Below are 15,471 nucleotides of genomic sequence, written 5' to 3' on the forward strand. Positions count from 1 at the left end.
GTCAGAACGGCCGCTGAACGTCGCGCGCATCTCGGACTGATCGCTCGTCGTCGCGTGCGACAGCAGCCGTCCCGAGTTCAGGTTGGTCGGACGATAACTGGTGGTCTGTAGTTGTTCAAGGCCAAAACGTTCCGCTTCGGAACCGAACGGACACGAGCGGCTGCGGGTGCGAGGGTCGACCGGAAAAGCGGGGACCGCAGACGCGGGGACCGCAGAAGGGGGAAACCGGGGAAAGGGGGAACGTCGGAGCGCGTCGGCGCGCTTACTCGGGCTTGAGCCCCTCGCCCTGGACGCGCATCACAGCCTCGCCGTCGGCGAGGTTCGGCGCGTCGACGAGGCGGACGATCCGCTTGTCGTTCTTCGACTTGCGGAGGTAGATGCGGAACGTGGAGGCGTGCCCGAGGATGTTGCCACCGATGGCCTGCGTCGGGTCGCCGAAGTAGGAGTCGGGGTTGGAGGCGACCTGGTTCGTCACGAGGATGGCCGTGTTGTAGAGGTCGCCGAGGCGCATCAGGTCGTGGAGGTGCTTGTTGAGCTTCTGCTGGCGCTCGGCGAGCTCGCCACGACCGACGTACTCCGCGCGGAAGTGGGCGGTCAGCGAGTCGACGCAGACGATGCGGATCGGCCACTCGGTCTCCTCGTGTTCGCCGGCCAGTTCCTTCGCCTTCTCGGCCAGCAGGATCTGGTGGTTGGAGTTGAACGCCTTCGCGACGTGGATCTGGTCGAGGAACGCCTCCGTGAGCTCCTCGAGCGCCTCGTCGTCGTTCGGCGTCCCCTCGATCTCGCGGCGCTCCATCTCGTTGGCGAGGATCTCGTCGTCGAGCCCGCGGACCATGTCGTCGATACGCTCCGGGCGGAAGGTGTCCTCGGAGTCGACGAAGATGCAGCCGCCGTCGAGGCCGCCGTGCTCCTGCGGGAGCTGGACGTTGACGGCCATCTGGTGGGTCACCTGCGACTTGCCGGCGCCGAACTCGCCGTACACTTCCGTGATCGACTGGGTCTCCATCCCGCCGCCGAGGAGGTCGTCGACCTCGTCGATCTGCCAGGAGAGCTTGCCGATCTGCTCGCGTCGTTCGAGCACGGACGCACCCGTCTCGAAGCCGCCGACGTCGGCGGCGTCGCGGGCGGCGTTGATGATGTCGCTGGCGGACGATTCGCCGATGTCGGCCGTGTTCGACAGCTCGCCGGGGCTGGCGACCGCGATCGACTGGTAGCTTTCGAAACCGGCCTCAACGAGCTTGTCACCCGTCGCCGGGCCGACGCCTGGGAGGTCCTCGAGTTCGTCTTCGGGCATGTATTCACTCCGTTGTTCGCTCTCGCATATAAACCCCCGTTAACACCGTAGTGGAAGTGAAAATGGCGGCGTGGGTCGTGCCCACATCCTGCGTTTTCGGTGATAAACCTCCGGCTGGCCACTGTCGCCAGCGACGCCGAACGTCGGCCGGAGCGGGCTCAGAACTCGACGCGGCGCACGTACGAGAGGGCGCGGATCTCGACGAGGAGGTCGCCCGGCACGTCCTCGTCGGTGATCACGTACAGCTTCGGGTCGTCGGTGAACTCCGGATCCTCGCTGATGACCTGCCGGATGGAGATGTCGTGGTCGGCGATGAGGCCGGTCACCTCGGCGACGATGCCGGACTCGTCGGCCTCGGCGACCTCGACCGTGAGGACGGTGAGGTCGAGCACGGGCGCGAGGTCCATCAGGCTCGGGATGGCGGAGATGTTCCGGAAGATGCGACGCAGCTCGGGGTCCTCGAGGATCGCGTCCGTCGTGGAGTCGACGACGCGGCGGTCGACGTCGAGCTCCCGGGCGATGCCGGTGTACGGGATCTCGATCCCGCCGGAGACGACGCGACCCTCCTCGTTGACCGAGAACCCGCGCTCGAGCAGGAGCCGGATCACCGCCTGCTGGCTTGGCGACCCCTCGAACTTCTCCATGATCTCGTCGAACATCCGTTGCCGACCCTGGACCGCGCTCGCGCTTAAAAGGGGTGGTCGGGCCGTTGCCGTGAAGCGCAGGCGAGCGTCGGCGCCGACCCTGACGGCGCCGCCCGCTAGTTGGCGTGCGGCACGACGACCTCGCGCAGGAACTCGACGTACTCCGCGGTGTCGACGTCGCTCGGGCGATACACCTCGACGTAGCCCGAGCGCGCGACGTTAAGCTTGTACTCCGTGTCATCGAAGGTCGTGTCGATGCCGACCTGGTTCTTCGGCAGCGACTCGAGGGCCGACCCGAACGCGCCGTCGTCGAGGACGTCGTCGCCGTGAACCACGCCGCTCTCCGCGCCGCCGTCGCGGTCGTAGAAGCCGACCTTCCAGAGCTGCGGGTCCGGGAGCGCGTCGAGGAAGGCGTCGAGGTCGAGCGTCGCGCGCTCGACGGCGCCGCCGGTCTGGGACTCGATCAGGTCGAAGAGGAAGGTGCCGGTCCCGTTGTCCACGACGACGAACTCGCCCGGGACCGAGGCGAACTGGGTGTGGCGCGTGCGCACGTCGTCGGTGCCGTCGACGACGACGTCGTCGGCCGTGAGCTGGACGGACTCGCGCTCGCCCAGCGACTGGGTCGCGGCGCGCCCCTCGGTGATGTCGGTCCCGTTCGCCGTGCGCTGGACCCCTGCGACGGAGATCTGGTCCCGCAGCTCCACGCCGTCGACCGTTCGAGTCTCGCGATGTGACTGCAGCGGCGGGAGGTCCTGCCGCATCAGTCCGAGTACGCCTCGCTTCATTACGACCTATCGAGGCCGATACCACTAATTAAAACCCCGTGTCGATCGTCGCCGGTCGCGGGGTCGACCTGCGTCGACGCCGCCGCGCTACAGCTGGCCCTTCGTGCTCGGCGCCGCCGAGCGCCGCTCGTCGATCCGCGTGGCGTCGTCGAGCGCGCGCGCGAGCGCCTTGAACAGTGCCTCGACCTCGTGGTGCGCGTTCTCCCCCTTTACGATCGCCGCGTGCAGCGTCAGGTCGGCGTTCTGTGCCAGCGAGAGCGCGAAGTGGTCCGCCATGACGCTGGTGAACTCGCCGACCGACTCCTGGGAGAACTCGCCGCCGAACTCGTAGTAGGGGCGCCCCGCGACGTCGACGACGACGGACGCGACCGCCTCGTCGAGCGGGACGCGCCGGTCGGCGTAGCGCCGGATCCCGCGCTTGTCGCCGAGCGCCTCCGCGAACGCCTCGCCGAGGCAGATGGCGACGTCCTCGACCGTGTGGTGGTCGTCGATCTCCGTGTCGCCGTCGCAGTGGACCGTCAGGTCGAACAGGCCGTGCGTCGCGAACGACGCCAGCATGTGGTCGAAGAAGCCGACGCCGGTGTCGACGTCCGCGTCGCCGTCGCCGTCGATCGCGAGCGTGAGGTCGATCTCCGTCTCCGCCGTCTCCCGGGAGACGGCCGCCGTGCGGTCGCTCATACCAGTCCCCTCGGGAGCCGCTCTTAAGGTGGTTGCGCTCGGCACGCCGCCGTTGTGTCCGTTCGGCGCACAGCCGTCAGACGGTCGTCTGCCGTAGTTTGAAGCCGCTCCGTGGAGAATCCGCGGGTATGCACACCGAGCTGTCGGCAGTCGTTGCGCTCGCCGGCGGGGTCATCAGCGTGCTGGGCCCCTCGAAGGGGGCCTCCGTCGTCGGCGTGGCCCTCTTCGCGCTCGGCACGGTCCTCGGCGTCGCTGCCACGGCGAGGGTCGTCTCGGCCGGACCGGCGGAGGCCGCCGAGAGCTCGGACGGGAGCTCGGACGACGACTCGGGCTAACGCCGCTCGTTCTCGACCGCCTGCTGTGCTTCCCGGAGCGTGAACTCGCCCTCGTACAGCGCCGTGCCGACGACGACGGCCGCGGCGCCGGCGTCCCGCAGCGCCACGACGTCGTCGACGGCGGCGACGCCGCCGGACGCGACGACGGGAATGTCCACGGCGTCGACGACGCGTTCGACGGCCTCGCGGTCGATCCCCTCCAGCTGCCCCTCGACGTCGACGTTCGTGAACAGGATCGCGGCCGCGCCCAGGTCCTCGTAGCGCTCGGCCGCCTCGGCCGGGTCCAGGCCGGTCCCCTCCGTCCACCCGGAGACGACCACTTCCCCCTCCTTTGCGTCCAGGCTCACCATCACGGAGTCCGGGCGCTCGGCGCTGATCGCCCCGACGATTTCGGGGTTTTCGACCGCCGCCGTGCCGAGGATCACGCGGTCGACGCCCAGATCCAGCAGGCCGACCGCGTCGTCGGCGGTGCGGATCCCGCCGCCGAGCTGGACGGCCGCCTCCTCGCCGACGGCGTCGACGACCGCCTCGAAGGCGGCCTCGTTGACGCGGTCGCCCTCGAACGCGCCGTCGAGGTCGACGAGGTGGAGCGTCTCCGCACCCGCCTCGAGCCAGCGCTCGGCCGCCTCGACCGGGTCGCCGTACCGCTTCCCGGTGCCGCGTTCGCCCTGCACGAGCTGCACGACCTCCCCGTCCTGCACGTCGACGGCGGGGATCACCTCGAACTCGGGAAAGTGGGTCATGGCTGAGGTACGTCGCCGTCGGGGGTTAAGCGGGACGGTTCGGTGCTCGGACCGATTCCGCCACTCCCGACTTTTAAATAGGAAACCGCGGGCAACCCCGCGCGTGACCTGAGGGCCGCCGCGGGACGGGAGGCGGGAGCGCGGCAGTCGTCCCGCGAGATGCCATCGCCGCCTGTTCGCCCATCTACAGCCGAGCCTGAAGCGTCTCGGCCGTCTTCGCCCCGACGCCGTCGACGTCGGTGAGATCCTCGGTGGAGGCCTCGCGGACGTTCTCGACGGAGCCGAACCGCCGGAGCAGTCGCTTCCGCGTCTCCGGGCCGACGCCCGGCACCTCGTCGAGGACCGTCGACACCTCGTCGCGGACCGTCTGGTGGTACTGGACCGCGAAGCGGTGCGCCTCGTCGCGCACGCGCTGCAGGAGGTGCAGCGCCTCGGAGTCATCCGGCCAGTTCCGCGGGCCGCCCGGCGTGATCACCAGCTCCTCGTCCTTCGCGAGTGCAATAACGGGAACGTCCCAGCCGACCTCGGCGAGCGCGTCCTGTGCGGCCCCGAGCTGCCCCTCGCCGCCGTCGATGAGCAGCAGGTCCGGGTCCGATCGGTCGTCGCGGCCCTCGACCGCCCGGCTCGCGCGCCACCGGACCAGCTCGCGCATGTTGGCGTAATCGTCGTTGCGTTCGGAGAGCTTCTTCCGGCGGTAGTCGGCCTTCGCCGGGCTGCCGTCCTCGAACCGGACGTTCGACCCGACGACGTCGCTGCCCTGCGCGTGGCTTACGTCGAAGCCCTCGATCCGGTCCGGCCGGGCGATGCCGAGCCGGTCGGCCAGCGCCGCCACCTCGTCGTCCCGGCCGCTCCGGCGCTGGGCGTTCTTTAAGGCGAGGTCGACGAGCTTCGCCTCGCGGCCCGCGCCGGGGACCCGGACGTCGACGCCTTCGGCCTCGAGCCAGTCGATCACGTCCGGATCGGCCGGCCGCTCCGCGAGCAGGATCGTCTCCGGAAGCTCACGCTCCGCGTAGTACTGGGTGAGAAACGCCGAGAGGACCGTCGCCGGCGAGTCGGGGGGGTCGCCAGCGACGGCCGTGTCGCCGCCGGCATCGGTAGCGCCGTCGCCCTCGTGGTCGTCGACGGCGGCGTCCATCTCCGGTGCGTCCAGCCGATGGCGACTCCGGTCGACGAGCTGGCCACGCTCGCTGTGGAGCCGCGCGACGCGTGCCGTGTCGCCCTCGACGGTCGCGGCGAGCACGTCCGTCGACCGCTCGTCGGACTGGCTAGCGACGGCCTCCTCGCCCTCGCCGTGGAACGCCTCGACCGAGTTCAGCTTGTCGCGGAGGTTCGCCGCGCGCTCGAAGTTCTCGTTCTCGGCGGCCGCCTCCATCGATCGTCGTATCGGGTCGGCGAGGACGCCGGTTTCCCCCTCGAAGAATCGCTCGGCTGCGGTCACGTCGGCCGCGTAGTCCGCTTCGTCGATCTCGCCGGTACAGGGTGCCGAGCAGATGCCCATCTCGTAATCGAGGCAGGGGCGGTCGCGGTTGCGGTACTTGTGGTCGGAGCAGCCCCGGAGGCCGTACGTCTCGCGCAGCGCCTTCACGACGGTTTCGACGTGCCCCTTGTTCGTGTAGGGGCCGTACGCCGTCGCGCCTTCGTCCGGATCGCGCGTGATCTCGATCCGAGGCAACGCGTGGTCCGTGAGCTGGACCAGCGGATACGACTTGTCGTCCGTCAGGCGGACGTTGAACCGCGGCTGGAGGCGTTTGATCAGGTTCGCCTCCAGCAGGAGCGCCTGCGTCTCCGTGTCCGTCACCGCGAAGTCGATCGCGTCGGCGCGGTCGACCATGCCGCGGATCCGGGCGGACCGCGGGTCCGTGTACGACCGGACGCGGTCCCGGAGGTCGATCGCCTTGCCGACGTACAGCGTCGTGTCCCCGGCCTGGAACTGGTAGACCCCGGGCTCGCGCGGAAGGTCGCCGGCGCGCTCGCGAACGTCGGCGGTGTCCATCGATCCACGGTAGCCGCTACGCGGCTTTGAACCCTACGGGCTGGCGTCGCGGCTTATCACGATTGATTTTCGCGGACGGGATTTTTTATAGGTCGTTCGACCACCCTGCGCCATGATGAAAGGGCTACGCGAGCGTGTGCGGGCCATCCTCGACCACGGTGGCGGTCGGACGCGGTCCGACGGTGGCGTCGCTATCGACTCCGAGAGTGGGACGACCGCCGATCCGGCCTCTGATGAAACCCAGCCCGTGACTGGAGCCGGAGAACCCGGCACCGACCAGGCCGGTGCTGAGGGAACTGACGCAGACAGGATCGATTTCGACGACCAGCTCCTGCTCGATGGGCTCGGCGTTCCGACGTTCGTTCTCACCGACGAGGGCGTCGTCGCCGAGTGGAACGCTCCCATCGCGGAGCTCACCGGCACTGACCGCGGCGAAGCGCTCGGCGCCACCCACGTCTCCGAGCTGTTCTATCCCGACGGCCGCCGAGCGAAGACGCTCGCCGACAAGGTTCTGGAAGCGCCGCAGCGAGCCCACGAGGAGTTCGACGTCGAGCTTCGCGACCCCGAGGCCCAGCGATACAGCGACACGAGCACGATGGTCGACCGACACGGCAACGAGAAGCACATCGACTTCACCGCCACGCCGCTGTACGAGGACGGCGAACTGGTCGGCGTCACGGAGACCGTCATCGACCGCACGGAGAACGTCCGCGAACGCGAGGCGACGCAGGCGCTGATCACCGAGGTCCGGGAGGCAGCCGAGGCCATCGGCGGCGGGGAGTTGAGTACCCGCGCTCGCTACCGGCAGCAGTACGACACGCTCGACGACGACCTGCTCCACGTCATCGACGTCGTCAACGAGATGGCCGAGAGCCTGGAGGGCCTTACCGGCCGCGTCACCGAGCAGACCCGGCAGCTCGACGAGGCCGTGGAGGAGGCGAGCGACGCCGCGACCGCCATCGCCCAGAACGTCGACGAGCAGAACGCGCTGCTGGAGGAGGGCGTCGGCGAGATGCAGTCGTTCTCGGCCGGCATGGAGGAGGTCGCCGCCACCGCGGACCAGGTCGACGCCGCCGCCGAAGCCGCCAGCGAGGCCGCGAGCAACGGGCTCGACGCCAGCGAGGACGCCCGCGAGGCGACCGAGGACGTCGTCGAGATCGGCGACGAGCTGGTCGAGAGCGTCGGCGCGCTCGGCGAGCGCATGGACGACATCGAGGAGGTCATCGAGGTCATCTCCGACGTCGCCGAGCAGACGAACCTCCTCGCGCTCAACGCCAACATCGAGGCCGCCCGTGCCGGCGAGGGCGGCGACGGGTTCGCCGTCGTCGCGGAGGAGGTGAAGAAGCTGGCCGACGAGACGCGCGGCCACACCGAAGAGATCACCGAGAGCCTCGCCGAACTGCAGGCCCAGTCCGAGGAGACGACGACGAAGGTCGAGCGGTCCCACGAGCGGATCGAGCACGCGGGCGACCGCATCGACACCGTCCTCACCTCCCTCGAGGACATCGCGGAGGCCGTCGACGAGGCCGCCGACGGCGTCGCGGAAGTCGCCCGGGCGACCGACGACCAGGCCGCGACCGTCGAGGAGCTGACCGCGACGCTCGAAACCGTCCGCGACCGGTCGAACCAGACCGAGGAGGCCACCGACCGCATCGTCGCGGCGACCGACCAGCAGGAGCAGGTCATCGACGAGCTCGTGGCCCGCGTCGACGAACTGCACGTCGAGGAGTAGCAGTATCAGTTGGCGGTCGCTTTCTGCGTGTTTGGTTGCCGTTGCGGGAGAGTCGCGCTTATAAACAAACTCGGCTTCGTCGCTTGAACGACCGCGGACTTGATATCGTCGCGACCGCGACCGACCGAGCGGCACTCCCGGGAAACTGGCGACCAACCTCGAAATACATCCACGGACGGGGACGACTCGCAGGAATCACAATCCCCTTAAACTCCGCTTTCGTAGCGGCCCACATGGTACAACCACTGGCTTTCGTCCTCGCGACGGCCATGGTGCTGGTCGTCGCCTTTGTCTCCTCGATCCAGGGGTCCGGCTGGGAGCCGGCCCAGGACATCTCCGAGGAGGTCCTCGAACGGCGCGCGGCCACGGTCCCCGAGACGGAGTTCCCCGAACCGATGAACCGCTCGATCGGCGGTGGCGGCGGGGCGATTCCCGCGGGCGCCGGCGGCGGTGCCGAAGGCGAGGGCGCGGAACTCGAAGGGGGCGCCGAGGAGGAAGCCGGTCCCGGTGACATCCCCGAAGACGAGGTCGAGTACTACGAGGTCGAGTTCGTCAAGCAGGGCGAGACCGTCGAGCTCGCGAACAACGAGACCATCCTCGACCAGGGCGAAGAGGAGGGCTGGGACCTCCCGTACGCGTGCCGCCAGGGCCAGTGCGTCTCCTGTGCCGGGCAGATCCAGGAGGGCGCCTCCGAGGACTTCGTCGAGCACGACAATCAGGAGATGCTCTCCGACAACGAGCTCGAGGACGGCTACACGCTCACCTGCGTCGCCTACCCGCGCGACTCCTTCACCATCGAAACCGGCGAAGCGCCGTAACCCCGGCCGCAGGCGCTTTCGTCCACCGTGCTAGCGCCGTTCGCTTTTTACCTCCTACCGGTTTTCACGACGGTCTGCTCTTCACCCGCGAGTAGCAACAGCTGCTCGTCGTTTGCTTCGGGCCTTTCCCTGCGAGTCTCGTCGACGGGCCGCCGCTACACGTCCTCGACCGGTTCGGCCTCGGCCCAGACCTCCGCGAACCCCTCGGCGACCTGCGTCGCGAACGAGGGTTCCCGCAGGTCGAGCAACCCGAACAGCCGGTCCGGAGCGAACGGGTCCGACACCTCAAGGCAGACCTCCCGTTCGTCCATCAGGTGGAAGTTGCCGTACACCTGCTCGGTGATCCGGAGCTCGAACGGCGACTGCGCGATGGTCGCGGCCGCACGGTCGTCCGCGATCGCCTCCAGCGCGTCGTCGAACACGCGCGGGGAGAGCAGCACCGACACCTCGACGTCCCGGTCCATCGCCGACAGGAGGTGGTCCATCATCGCCGGTCCCTCCTGGTGGAGGTCGTACTGCCCGGAGACGGTGTCGGCGGCGACGACGATGGATTCCTCCGCGGCGTCGATGCGCTCGAAGAGGAGGTCGATCGACTCCTCGGCGCCGACGGCCGCGGTCCAGAACTCCTCTGCGGGGCGTTCGGCCCCCGAGAGCTGCTCGACGAGCTCGTCGCGGCCGGCCTCGTAGGCCTCGATCCGCTCGGAGAGCTCGCGCGTGCGCGCTTCGACCAGCCTGTCGACGGCGACGGCGGGCTCGACGGCGACGTACCGCTTCGGCTCGCTGGCGGTCTGCTCGCGAGCGATCCCGCGGGATACCAGTCCGCCGAGCGCGTCGTAGATCCGGCCCTTCGGCACCTCGCTCTCCTCGGCGACGGCCGTCGCGGTCCCCGTCCCGAGCGACAGCAGGGCGCGATAGGCCCGCGCCTCGTAGCTGGAGAGGCCGAGGTCGCGTAGCGACTCCATACCTCCGGTTGCGAATCCGGGCGTATAAAACGTCCTGCAGCGCTCGGCGTCGCGTTCGGCCCCTGTCGGTCGTCGGGCCGATCGAGTGACGGTACCGGGTTCGCCTACGCTCGGCCGACGTCAGAAGCGTTAAACCGGCTGCGGGGAAATACGACACCGAGGGCGCGTAGCTCAGCGGACAGAGCACTTGGTTCCGGACCAAGATGCCGCGGGTTCAAATCCCGTCGCGCCCGTGCAGCGACGAACTTCTGTGAGGAGCGAACCGGCACGCAGGATTTGAACCCTACCAGCGGCAGCCCGCGCAGCGGAGCGAGCAGGAACCGCTGGTTCCGGTTCAAATCCCGTCGCGCCCGTTAGGTTTCGTAACGACCCACATCCAACAGCCAGCGGTATTTCTTTATAAATGACGTCGACGATCCACGCGTGGTTCCCCGTGTGGGCAACGATTCAACTTCACGAGGTTATTCACAAATACAGGCCCTACCACTACGGATTTGATTCACAGCATGTCGATGGATCTCGTCTGCAAGGTCGAACATCGCTTCCGCCTGGTGGTCCGTGGGACGCTCGCCTCCGTAATAGCTTTCCACTCTATTTAACGAATAGAAGCTGCTGAGCTCGTCGCAGAGATCGCGGCTAAGAAGCCCATGGGTAGATGCACGTTCGTAACAGTATGTGTGATCGTCAAAATCCTCCATCTCGTCACCACCTTCCGCTAGGGCGAACGTCTGTAAGGACCGTTCGATAACGCCAAAACTCAGCTCGATCGCCGCGGTGTAATGGGTGTCTTTCAATTCATCTGCGGCATCCAATAGGCGACACCCCTTCGTAATCTGCGTTATCCAGTCCTTCTCGTTACCGATCCCCTCTTCAAACGACGGGCTACCCCGGTGATAAGCAACATCGAATGCGTCTTGAGCCTCCTCTAAACCATCAACAAGTGGCGCTGGATCACTCATTCGAACCTCCGTGAAAGACGATATTCTCGACCGTTTCAAATTCGTCTTCCTGATATACTGTTATACCTTCGCTCAAGATGTCGCAAATCGACTCAGTATAGTTCGGAATTGCGGACAGAACCTCGACGTCGATGTCAAAATTGTAGCGTTCCGCTTGCTCGCCAAATCTCTCATCTTCGATCCCCTTCCGAATTTGATTGGCCTCCCGCTGTTGTGCCATTCGATCGTTTTCTACAAGAACCCACAGATCGATGTCGCTCCGTCGATCGGCTTCTCCCCGAGCGACGCTGCCGTATACGACGACTGCCAGGACATTTTCTAACTGAGTAACGATCTTGTCGGTTGCTTCCCTTGCTGGTTTCCGGAACTTCGGCTGGGGAATCTGAAAAAAGGGATCGTCGGGGAGGAAGAGACGGTCCGGTTGAATACGGATCGCTCGCCGTCGGTTGGCTTGCTTGTCGACGACCAGATCGTTTGATGCGAGGACGTCAACCGCGTTTGACACGCTCTTGCGCGAATATTCGACCGCTTCTGCAAGTTCGCTTACTGAGAAGCTTTGCTCGTGATGCCTACTTAAAAATGTGAGGACGCTCGTGAGAGCCTCGCTTCCGAATAATCGAGTGTCCCGTGGCGGAATATCTATACTTACCCGTGGAGTCTTCCCTTCTTTATCCGAAGTTTGAGTTCCCATTGAGGAGGTTATCTACCTATATCCACTTATAGTTTATAACTATCTGGCCGTGATCTTTTATAGGTCCTCTACACCGAACCAGTCCAGATGTGGTCGAGATATTTCTGCTGCCCCGATCTTTTCACGTTGATTTTGGCGATCGTAGTGCCTACGTTTCGTGTCTCGTTAAAGCGATCCTGGTGTCTCTTCGAGCATCTCGCCGGGGGGATCGTGTCGGATTTACTCCGTGGGTCCTCTCGCCGCAGGCCGATCCGATCGGAACCGAAAGGCCTTGTATAAAAAATCGGAGTCCCAATGAACGAGCGTAGTCGGGTATAGAATACGACTACGAGAACTGGGTTTCAAGCCAGCCAGCCGCGTCATCAACCGACAGTATCTCCGATCCAGTGAAGACCGACAGCGGCAATTCGCGATCCGCCGCCGCGTAGTTCTCCTGCCACAATCCAGCTAGCTCCTTCAATTGCTCCGCTCGCACTAACCGAATATCCGTTCTCGTCTGCCTCTCCAACTGTAACGCGTTCGACGCCGCCTGTTCGGTAAAGTCGGGCGCAATAATGAGAAACCACTCGACGTCGTGCTGGCCACTCTTCGTGTCGATGTAGTTCTTTATTTTGCTGCGGGCGTCACTTCCAAGACGGAACTCCTGTCGGCGACGCTTGTTGTCCCAGAGGAGCCACTGGCCGTCCTGTTCGACTTCGCCATCTGCAACTACGCCACTTGCCTGCTGACCGAGCTGATTCGTCCCTTCCAGATTGAACACTTCCCGGAAGATCTCCCCAGTCGCGTCCTCGAAAAGTACGTCTAGCCTTTCCGAAGGGTTGTCCGCCTCGACGAGGTTCTGTAGCTGTGGTGGTACGTCCGTAACAGCACCATCCGCGATGTCCTCGTAGGCGTCCAGATATAGTTCAGCCGCCGATTCTCCCTCCTCCACCGACTTCTGGGACTGCTCGAAGTACTCGATAATTGCCGACACCATATCCTCGGTTTTCAGCTTGTGGGCATCCAGTCCGTACTCGTCGACGATCCCCTTGAGTTCGTCTTTCGACACGACTTCCTTCAATAACTCACTGGGGTAGACGCCCGCCTTGACGATGTTCTCCCGGCGGTTCTCGTTTTTCCCGTAGTTCTTCCCGGTAACGTCGAACTGCTCCCGGGCTTCGATCAGGACTGACTGCCGGTCGAAGACGTCGAGGGTTTCGAGCATCTGTCGGTAGTTCTCGGCGGACATCTCGTAATAGAGCCAGTCCCGAACCACGTCGATGTAGTCCTCGGGGATACCAACGAGTTCGTCGTAATCAGGATCGTCGACCTCGTAGATGAGCGCTTGCTCCTGAAGCGACCAAATACCTTTCTCGATGGTGTCATGGGCGTGTTCGGGACTATCCGACCGAGAGATCTTCGGGAACCGGTCCAGAGCGGAGAGCCGCTGAAAGAAATCTCGCCAGGTGTAGTAGTCGTGTTTGCTGTCGTTGGCGCGGTTACGGAGTTCGAAGTAGCTGTAGACCATGTGAAGCTCGGAGTCGTCGATCTGGTTTTTATAGTCGACGGCGGCTTCGGCAAGATGGAGAAGATCGTCCGATTCGGGGAACGTGTCCCCATCGTAGGATTCGATGAGATCGCGCTGCCAGTTCTGGACAGCGTCCTTCAGTTCCGCCTTTTCCATGTTATAATCGGGTTGCTCGATTAGCTGACGGAGAATCCCGTATCGAATGACGAGCGCCTGATAGGGTGAGCTATTGATCGCGTTGAGTCTCGGGGGTGTGAAGTTGTTGAGTTCCTGAATAAGCCGTTCTTCCGCGGCGAGCGCTGGGGCGTATGTCTCCAGAAACGCTTCACGGTCGCTGAATCCGTCGTGCTTGAAGGCTTCCGGGTCGAACTCGTCTGTTTTGGTTTTCGTATCGTCTTTGATGAAGCGTTTCCGCTCGTAACTGTTCCAGCTTCTATCAACTAAATCATGTAATCGAATATGTTACGTATCCGTTATTATCCGATATACTTTAACTTAACCACGAGGATAGGACTCAATCCGATCAAAACCACGACGGTACTCCCTCAAACGATCCAGTCCTTAATTTTCCGGTAGCGGAGTACTCTCCAAACTGATCTCAGCGAGCTGCTTCTGTAGGCTTTTCTCAGGCCCGGGCGTTTCACCACTGACCCGTCACGCCCAGCTTCGCTCGCTTCCGTGAGGTCGCCGACATGGTGTTCAACGCAATTGCGACTACTCCATGTACTCCTCCATCATCTCCCCCAGATCAGCCAGATCATCATTAATATCGTCCCCGGAGCTCTCCCCGGGCAGGATGTCGCCCAGCGCTGCCCCGAACGACGCCACCGTCCACACGACGCTGATCCGGGCGACCGCGACGACGGGCTCCTGCCAGTTCGCGACCCGGCCCCACATCGTCATGAGCGCGGCGGCGGTGAGGAACGAGACGACCGCGATGCCGACCATCCGGCGTGGGATGAACCCGAGGATCGGCCGCGAGACGTCCACGTCCTGCGGCCCCGCCCAGTAGACGAGCGCGACGACCATGAACAGGATGAAGGCGGTGTTGAGCAGGAAGAACACCGGAAAGCCGCCGACCTCGAAGGCTAACAGGAACGCGGCGACGTCGAAGACGCCGTCCTCGACGAGGAACGGGATGGCGAAGAAGATGCTCCCGACGAACGACTCCGCGACGTCCCGGGAGGTGTACTTCCGGATCCGGTCGCCGAACACCGTGTCCAGCGCCGCCTCGCTCGTGCGCTCGCGGATCCGCTGGACCTCGCGCCGCTCCTCGTGGTCCACGACGAGCGGCTCGAGGTCGTTGAACCCGTCGAGGATCGCGTCGACGAGGTCGCCGTCGGTCAGGTCCGCGGCTCGCTCCGGCACCTCCCCGGCGTCGACCGCCGCCAGCGCGCTCTCCTCGGCCGTGTCGGGCTCGATCGGGGTTCCCCTGGGCGGTCCCGACCCCGTATCGGAGACGATGTCCCCCAGCGCCGCGCCGAGCGAGGCGACCGTCCAGATGACGTTGACCCTCGCGACCGCGTCGGTGGGCTGTGCCCACCCCTCGATACGACCCCAGACGGTCATCATGCCCGCGGCGACGACGAAGGAGACGACGAGGATCATCACGACCCGGACCGGCACCACGCCGAGGAGGAAGTGCGTGTCGTCGCGGTCGCGCCCGGTCCACTCGACCAGCGCGTAGGTCATCAGCACGACGAACAGGGTGTTCGCGACGAGGAAGATCGGGATCCCGGACACCGTGAACCCGAAGAGGTAATCGGCGATGTCGAAGACGCCGTCCTCGATGAGCAGCGGGGATCCGAAGATAACGCTGCCGATGAACGCCTCGATGGCGTCCCGCGCCCCGAACCGCCGCACGCCGGACCCGACGAGCCCCCGCCACCGCGCCTCGTTGATCAGGCCGGTGAGCTCCCGGATCTCCTCGCGGGCTGCCGCCGAGTCGACGTCCTCGTGCAGCTCCGCCAGGTCGCCGACGAGCTCCTCCGCGTCGGCGACGGGGTCCTCGTCCGGATCCGCCGGCCCCCCACTGGTCCCGGAAGATCTCGACGCCGCTCGGTCCGCCGCGGACCCCTCGTCTGGCTGTGTGTCGGTCATGCTATCCAGTCGCCCTGACTACGACAGGTCGGGATATAAGCCTCCGGTTGCGTCGCTGCCCGTGACTTGCTGTTGCTGTCGCGGTCGCGGTCCCGTCGCGGTCGCTGTCCCCTTACGGTCGCTGTCCCGTCGCGGTCGCTGTCCCCTCGCCGTCGCGGTCGCTGCTGCCGATACCGAAGCGGGCACGACTGGCATCGTTGCCGACGCGGAACGCCCCTCCCCCGCGACCG

Annotated in this window: 14 protein-coding genes and 1 tRNA gene; 4 read left to right on the plus strand and 11 right to left on the minus strand. The window is 65.4% G+C overall.

Annotation, left to right across the window (positions count from 1 at the left end; genetic code table 11):
• Positions 1 to 262: 262 nt before the first annotated feature.
• The 4 genes from radA to hisB form a co-directional block, all read right to left on the minus strand.
• Positions 263 to 1,294: a DNA repair and recombination protein RadA gene (gene radA, locus ACQE3M_RS00270; protein ID WP_430503461.1), complete on the minus strand. Its 1,032-nt coding sequence runs from the start codon at positions 1,292 to 1,294 to the stop codon at positions 263 to 265.
• 158 nt (positions 1,295 to 1,452) lie between these two features.
• Positions 1,453 to 1,953: an amino acid-binding protein gene (locus ACQE3M_RS00275; protein WP_430503462.1), complete on the minus strand. Its 501-nt coding sequence runs from the start codon at positions 1,951 to 1,953 to the stop codon at positions 1,453 to 1,455.
• Positions 1,954 to 2,054: 101 nt separating this feature from the next.
• A complete protein-coding gene (locus ACQE3M_RS00280; RefSeq protein WP_430503463.1) occupies positions 2,055 to 2,723 on the minus strand; it encodes a hypothetical protein in 669 nt (222 codons plus the stop codon).
• An 87-nt stretch (positions 2,724 to 2,810) separates the two neighbouring features.
• The gene (gene hisB / locus ACQE3M_RS00285; protein ID WP_430503464.1) at positions 2,811 to 3,401 is read right to left on the minus strand and encodes an imidazoleglycerol-phosphate dehydratase HisB; all 591 of its coding nucleotides are present in this window, start codon (positions 3,399 to 3,401) and stop codon (positions 2,811 to 2,813) included.
• 128 nt (positions 3,402 to 3,529) lie between these two features.
• Between hisB and ACQE3M_RS00290 the strand changes: the two genes are divergently transcribed.
• Positions 3,530 to 3,736 carry a hypothetical protein gene (locus ACQE3M_RS00290; protein WP_430503465.1) on the plus strand — a complete coding sequence of 69 codons (207 nt, stop codon included), beginning with the start codon at positions 3,530 to 3,532 and terminating at the stop codon, positions 3,734 to 3,736.
• On the opposite strand, the gene hisA is transcribed toward ACQE3M_RS00290, so the two are convergent.
• A complete protein-coding gene (hisA, locus tag ACQE3M_RS00295) occupies positions 3,733 to 4,479 on the minus strand; it encodes a 1-(5-phosphoribosyl)-5-[(5-phosphoribosylamino)methylideneamino]imidazole-4-carboxamide isomerase (protein ID WP_430503466.1) in 747 nt (248 codons plus the stop codon). The two genes, ACQE3M_RS00290 and hisA, sit on opposite strands and share 4 nt — an antisense overlap.
• A gap of 184 nt (positions 4,480 to 4,663) precedes the next feature.
• Positions 4,664 to 6,472: an excinuclease ABC subunit C gene (locus ACQE3M_RS00300; RefSeq protein ID WP_430503467.1), complete on the minus strand. Its 1,809-nt coding sequence runs from the start codon at positions 6,470 to 6,472 to the stop codon at positions 4,664 to 4,666.
• Positions 6,473 to 6,587: 115 nt separating this feature from the next.
• Here ACQE3M_RS00300 and ACQE3M_RS00305 point away from each other — a divergent pair, with 115 nt between their 5' ends.
• Together ACQE3M_RS00305 and ACQE3M_RS00310 are read left to right on the plus strand one after the other, a co-directional pair.
• Positions 6,588 to 8,204, plus strand: a complete 1,617-nt coding sequence (locus ACQE3M_RS00305) for a methyl-accepting chemotaxis protein (protein WP_430504025.1) — start codon at positions 6,588 to 6,590, stop codon at positions 8,202 to 8,204.
• Between the two features lie 233 nt (positions 8,205 to 8,437).
• Positions 8,438 to 9,022, plus strand: a complete 585-nt coding sequence (locus tag ACQE3M_RS00310; RefSeq protein ID WP_430503468.1) for a 2Fe-2S iron-sulfur cluster-binding protein — start codon at positions 8,438 to 8,440, stop codon at positions 9,020 to 9,022.
• Positions 9,023 to 9,177: 155 nt separating this feature from the next.
• Here ACQE3M_RS00310 and ACQE3M_RS00315 read toward each other — a convergent pair whose 3' ends face one another.
• Positions 9,178 to 9,984 (minus strand): TrmB family transcriptional regulator, encoded by an 807-nt coding sequence (locus ACQE3M_RS00315; RefSeq protein ID WP_430503469.1) that lies wholly within the window; start codon positions 9,982 to 9,984, stop codon positions 9,178 to 9,180.
• Between the two features lie 160 nt (positions 9,985 to 10,144).
• On the opposite strand from ACQE3M_RS00315, the gene ACQE3M_RS00320 reads away from it, so the two are divergent.
• Positions 10,145 to 10,217 (plus strand) — tRNA-Arg (locus ACQE3M_RS00320).
• Between the two features lie 228 nt (positions 10,218 to 10,445).
• Here the strand turns inward: ACQE3M_RS00320 and ACQE3M_RS00325 are convergent.
• The 4 genes from ACQE3M_RS00325 to ACQE3M_RS00340 all read right to left on the minus strand — a co-directional run bounded on the left by ACQE3M_RS00325 (position 10,446) and on the right by ACQE3M_RS00340 (position 15,241).
• On the minus strand, positions 10,446 to 10,943 hold the full coding sequence (locus ACQE3M_RS00325; RefSeq protein WP_430503470.1) for a DNA-binding protein: 498 nt from the start codon (positions 10,941 to 10,943) through the stop codon (positions 10,446 to 10,448).
• The gene (locus ACQE3M_RS00330) at positions 10,936 to 11,634 is read right to left on the minus strand and encodes a nucleotidyltransferase domain-containing protein (protein WP_430503471.1); all 699 of its coding nucleotides are present in this window, start codon (positions 11,632 to 11,634) and stop codon (positions 10,936 to 10,938) included. Before ACQE3M_RS00330 ends, ACQE3M_RS00325 begins: the two co-directional genes overlap by 8 nt.
• A 325-nt stretch (positions 11,635 to 11,959) precedes the next feature.
• The gene (locus ACQE3M_RS00335) at positions 11,960 to 13,297 is read right to left on the minus strand and encodes a hypothetical protein (RefSeq protein ID WP_430503472.1); all 1,338 of its coding nucleotides are present in this window, start codon (positions 13,295 to 13,297) and stop codon (positions 11,960 to 11,962) included.
• Positions 13,298 to 13,855: 558 nt separating this feature from the next.
• Positions 13,856 to 15,241, minus strand: coding sequence for a hypothetical protein (locus ACQE3M_RS00340; protein ID WP_430503473.1), 1,386 nt, complete (start codon positions 15,239 to 15,241; stop codon positions 13,856 to 13,858).
• Between the last annotated feature and the right edge of the window lie 230 nt (positions 15,242 to 15,471).

It is taken from the genome of Halosubterraneus shenae (assembly GCF_050510935.1).
Taxonomy (GTDB): domain Archaea; phylum Halobacteriota; class Halobacteria; order Halobacteriales; family Haloferacaceae; genus JBDGPU01.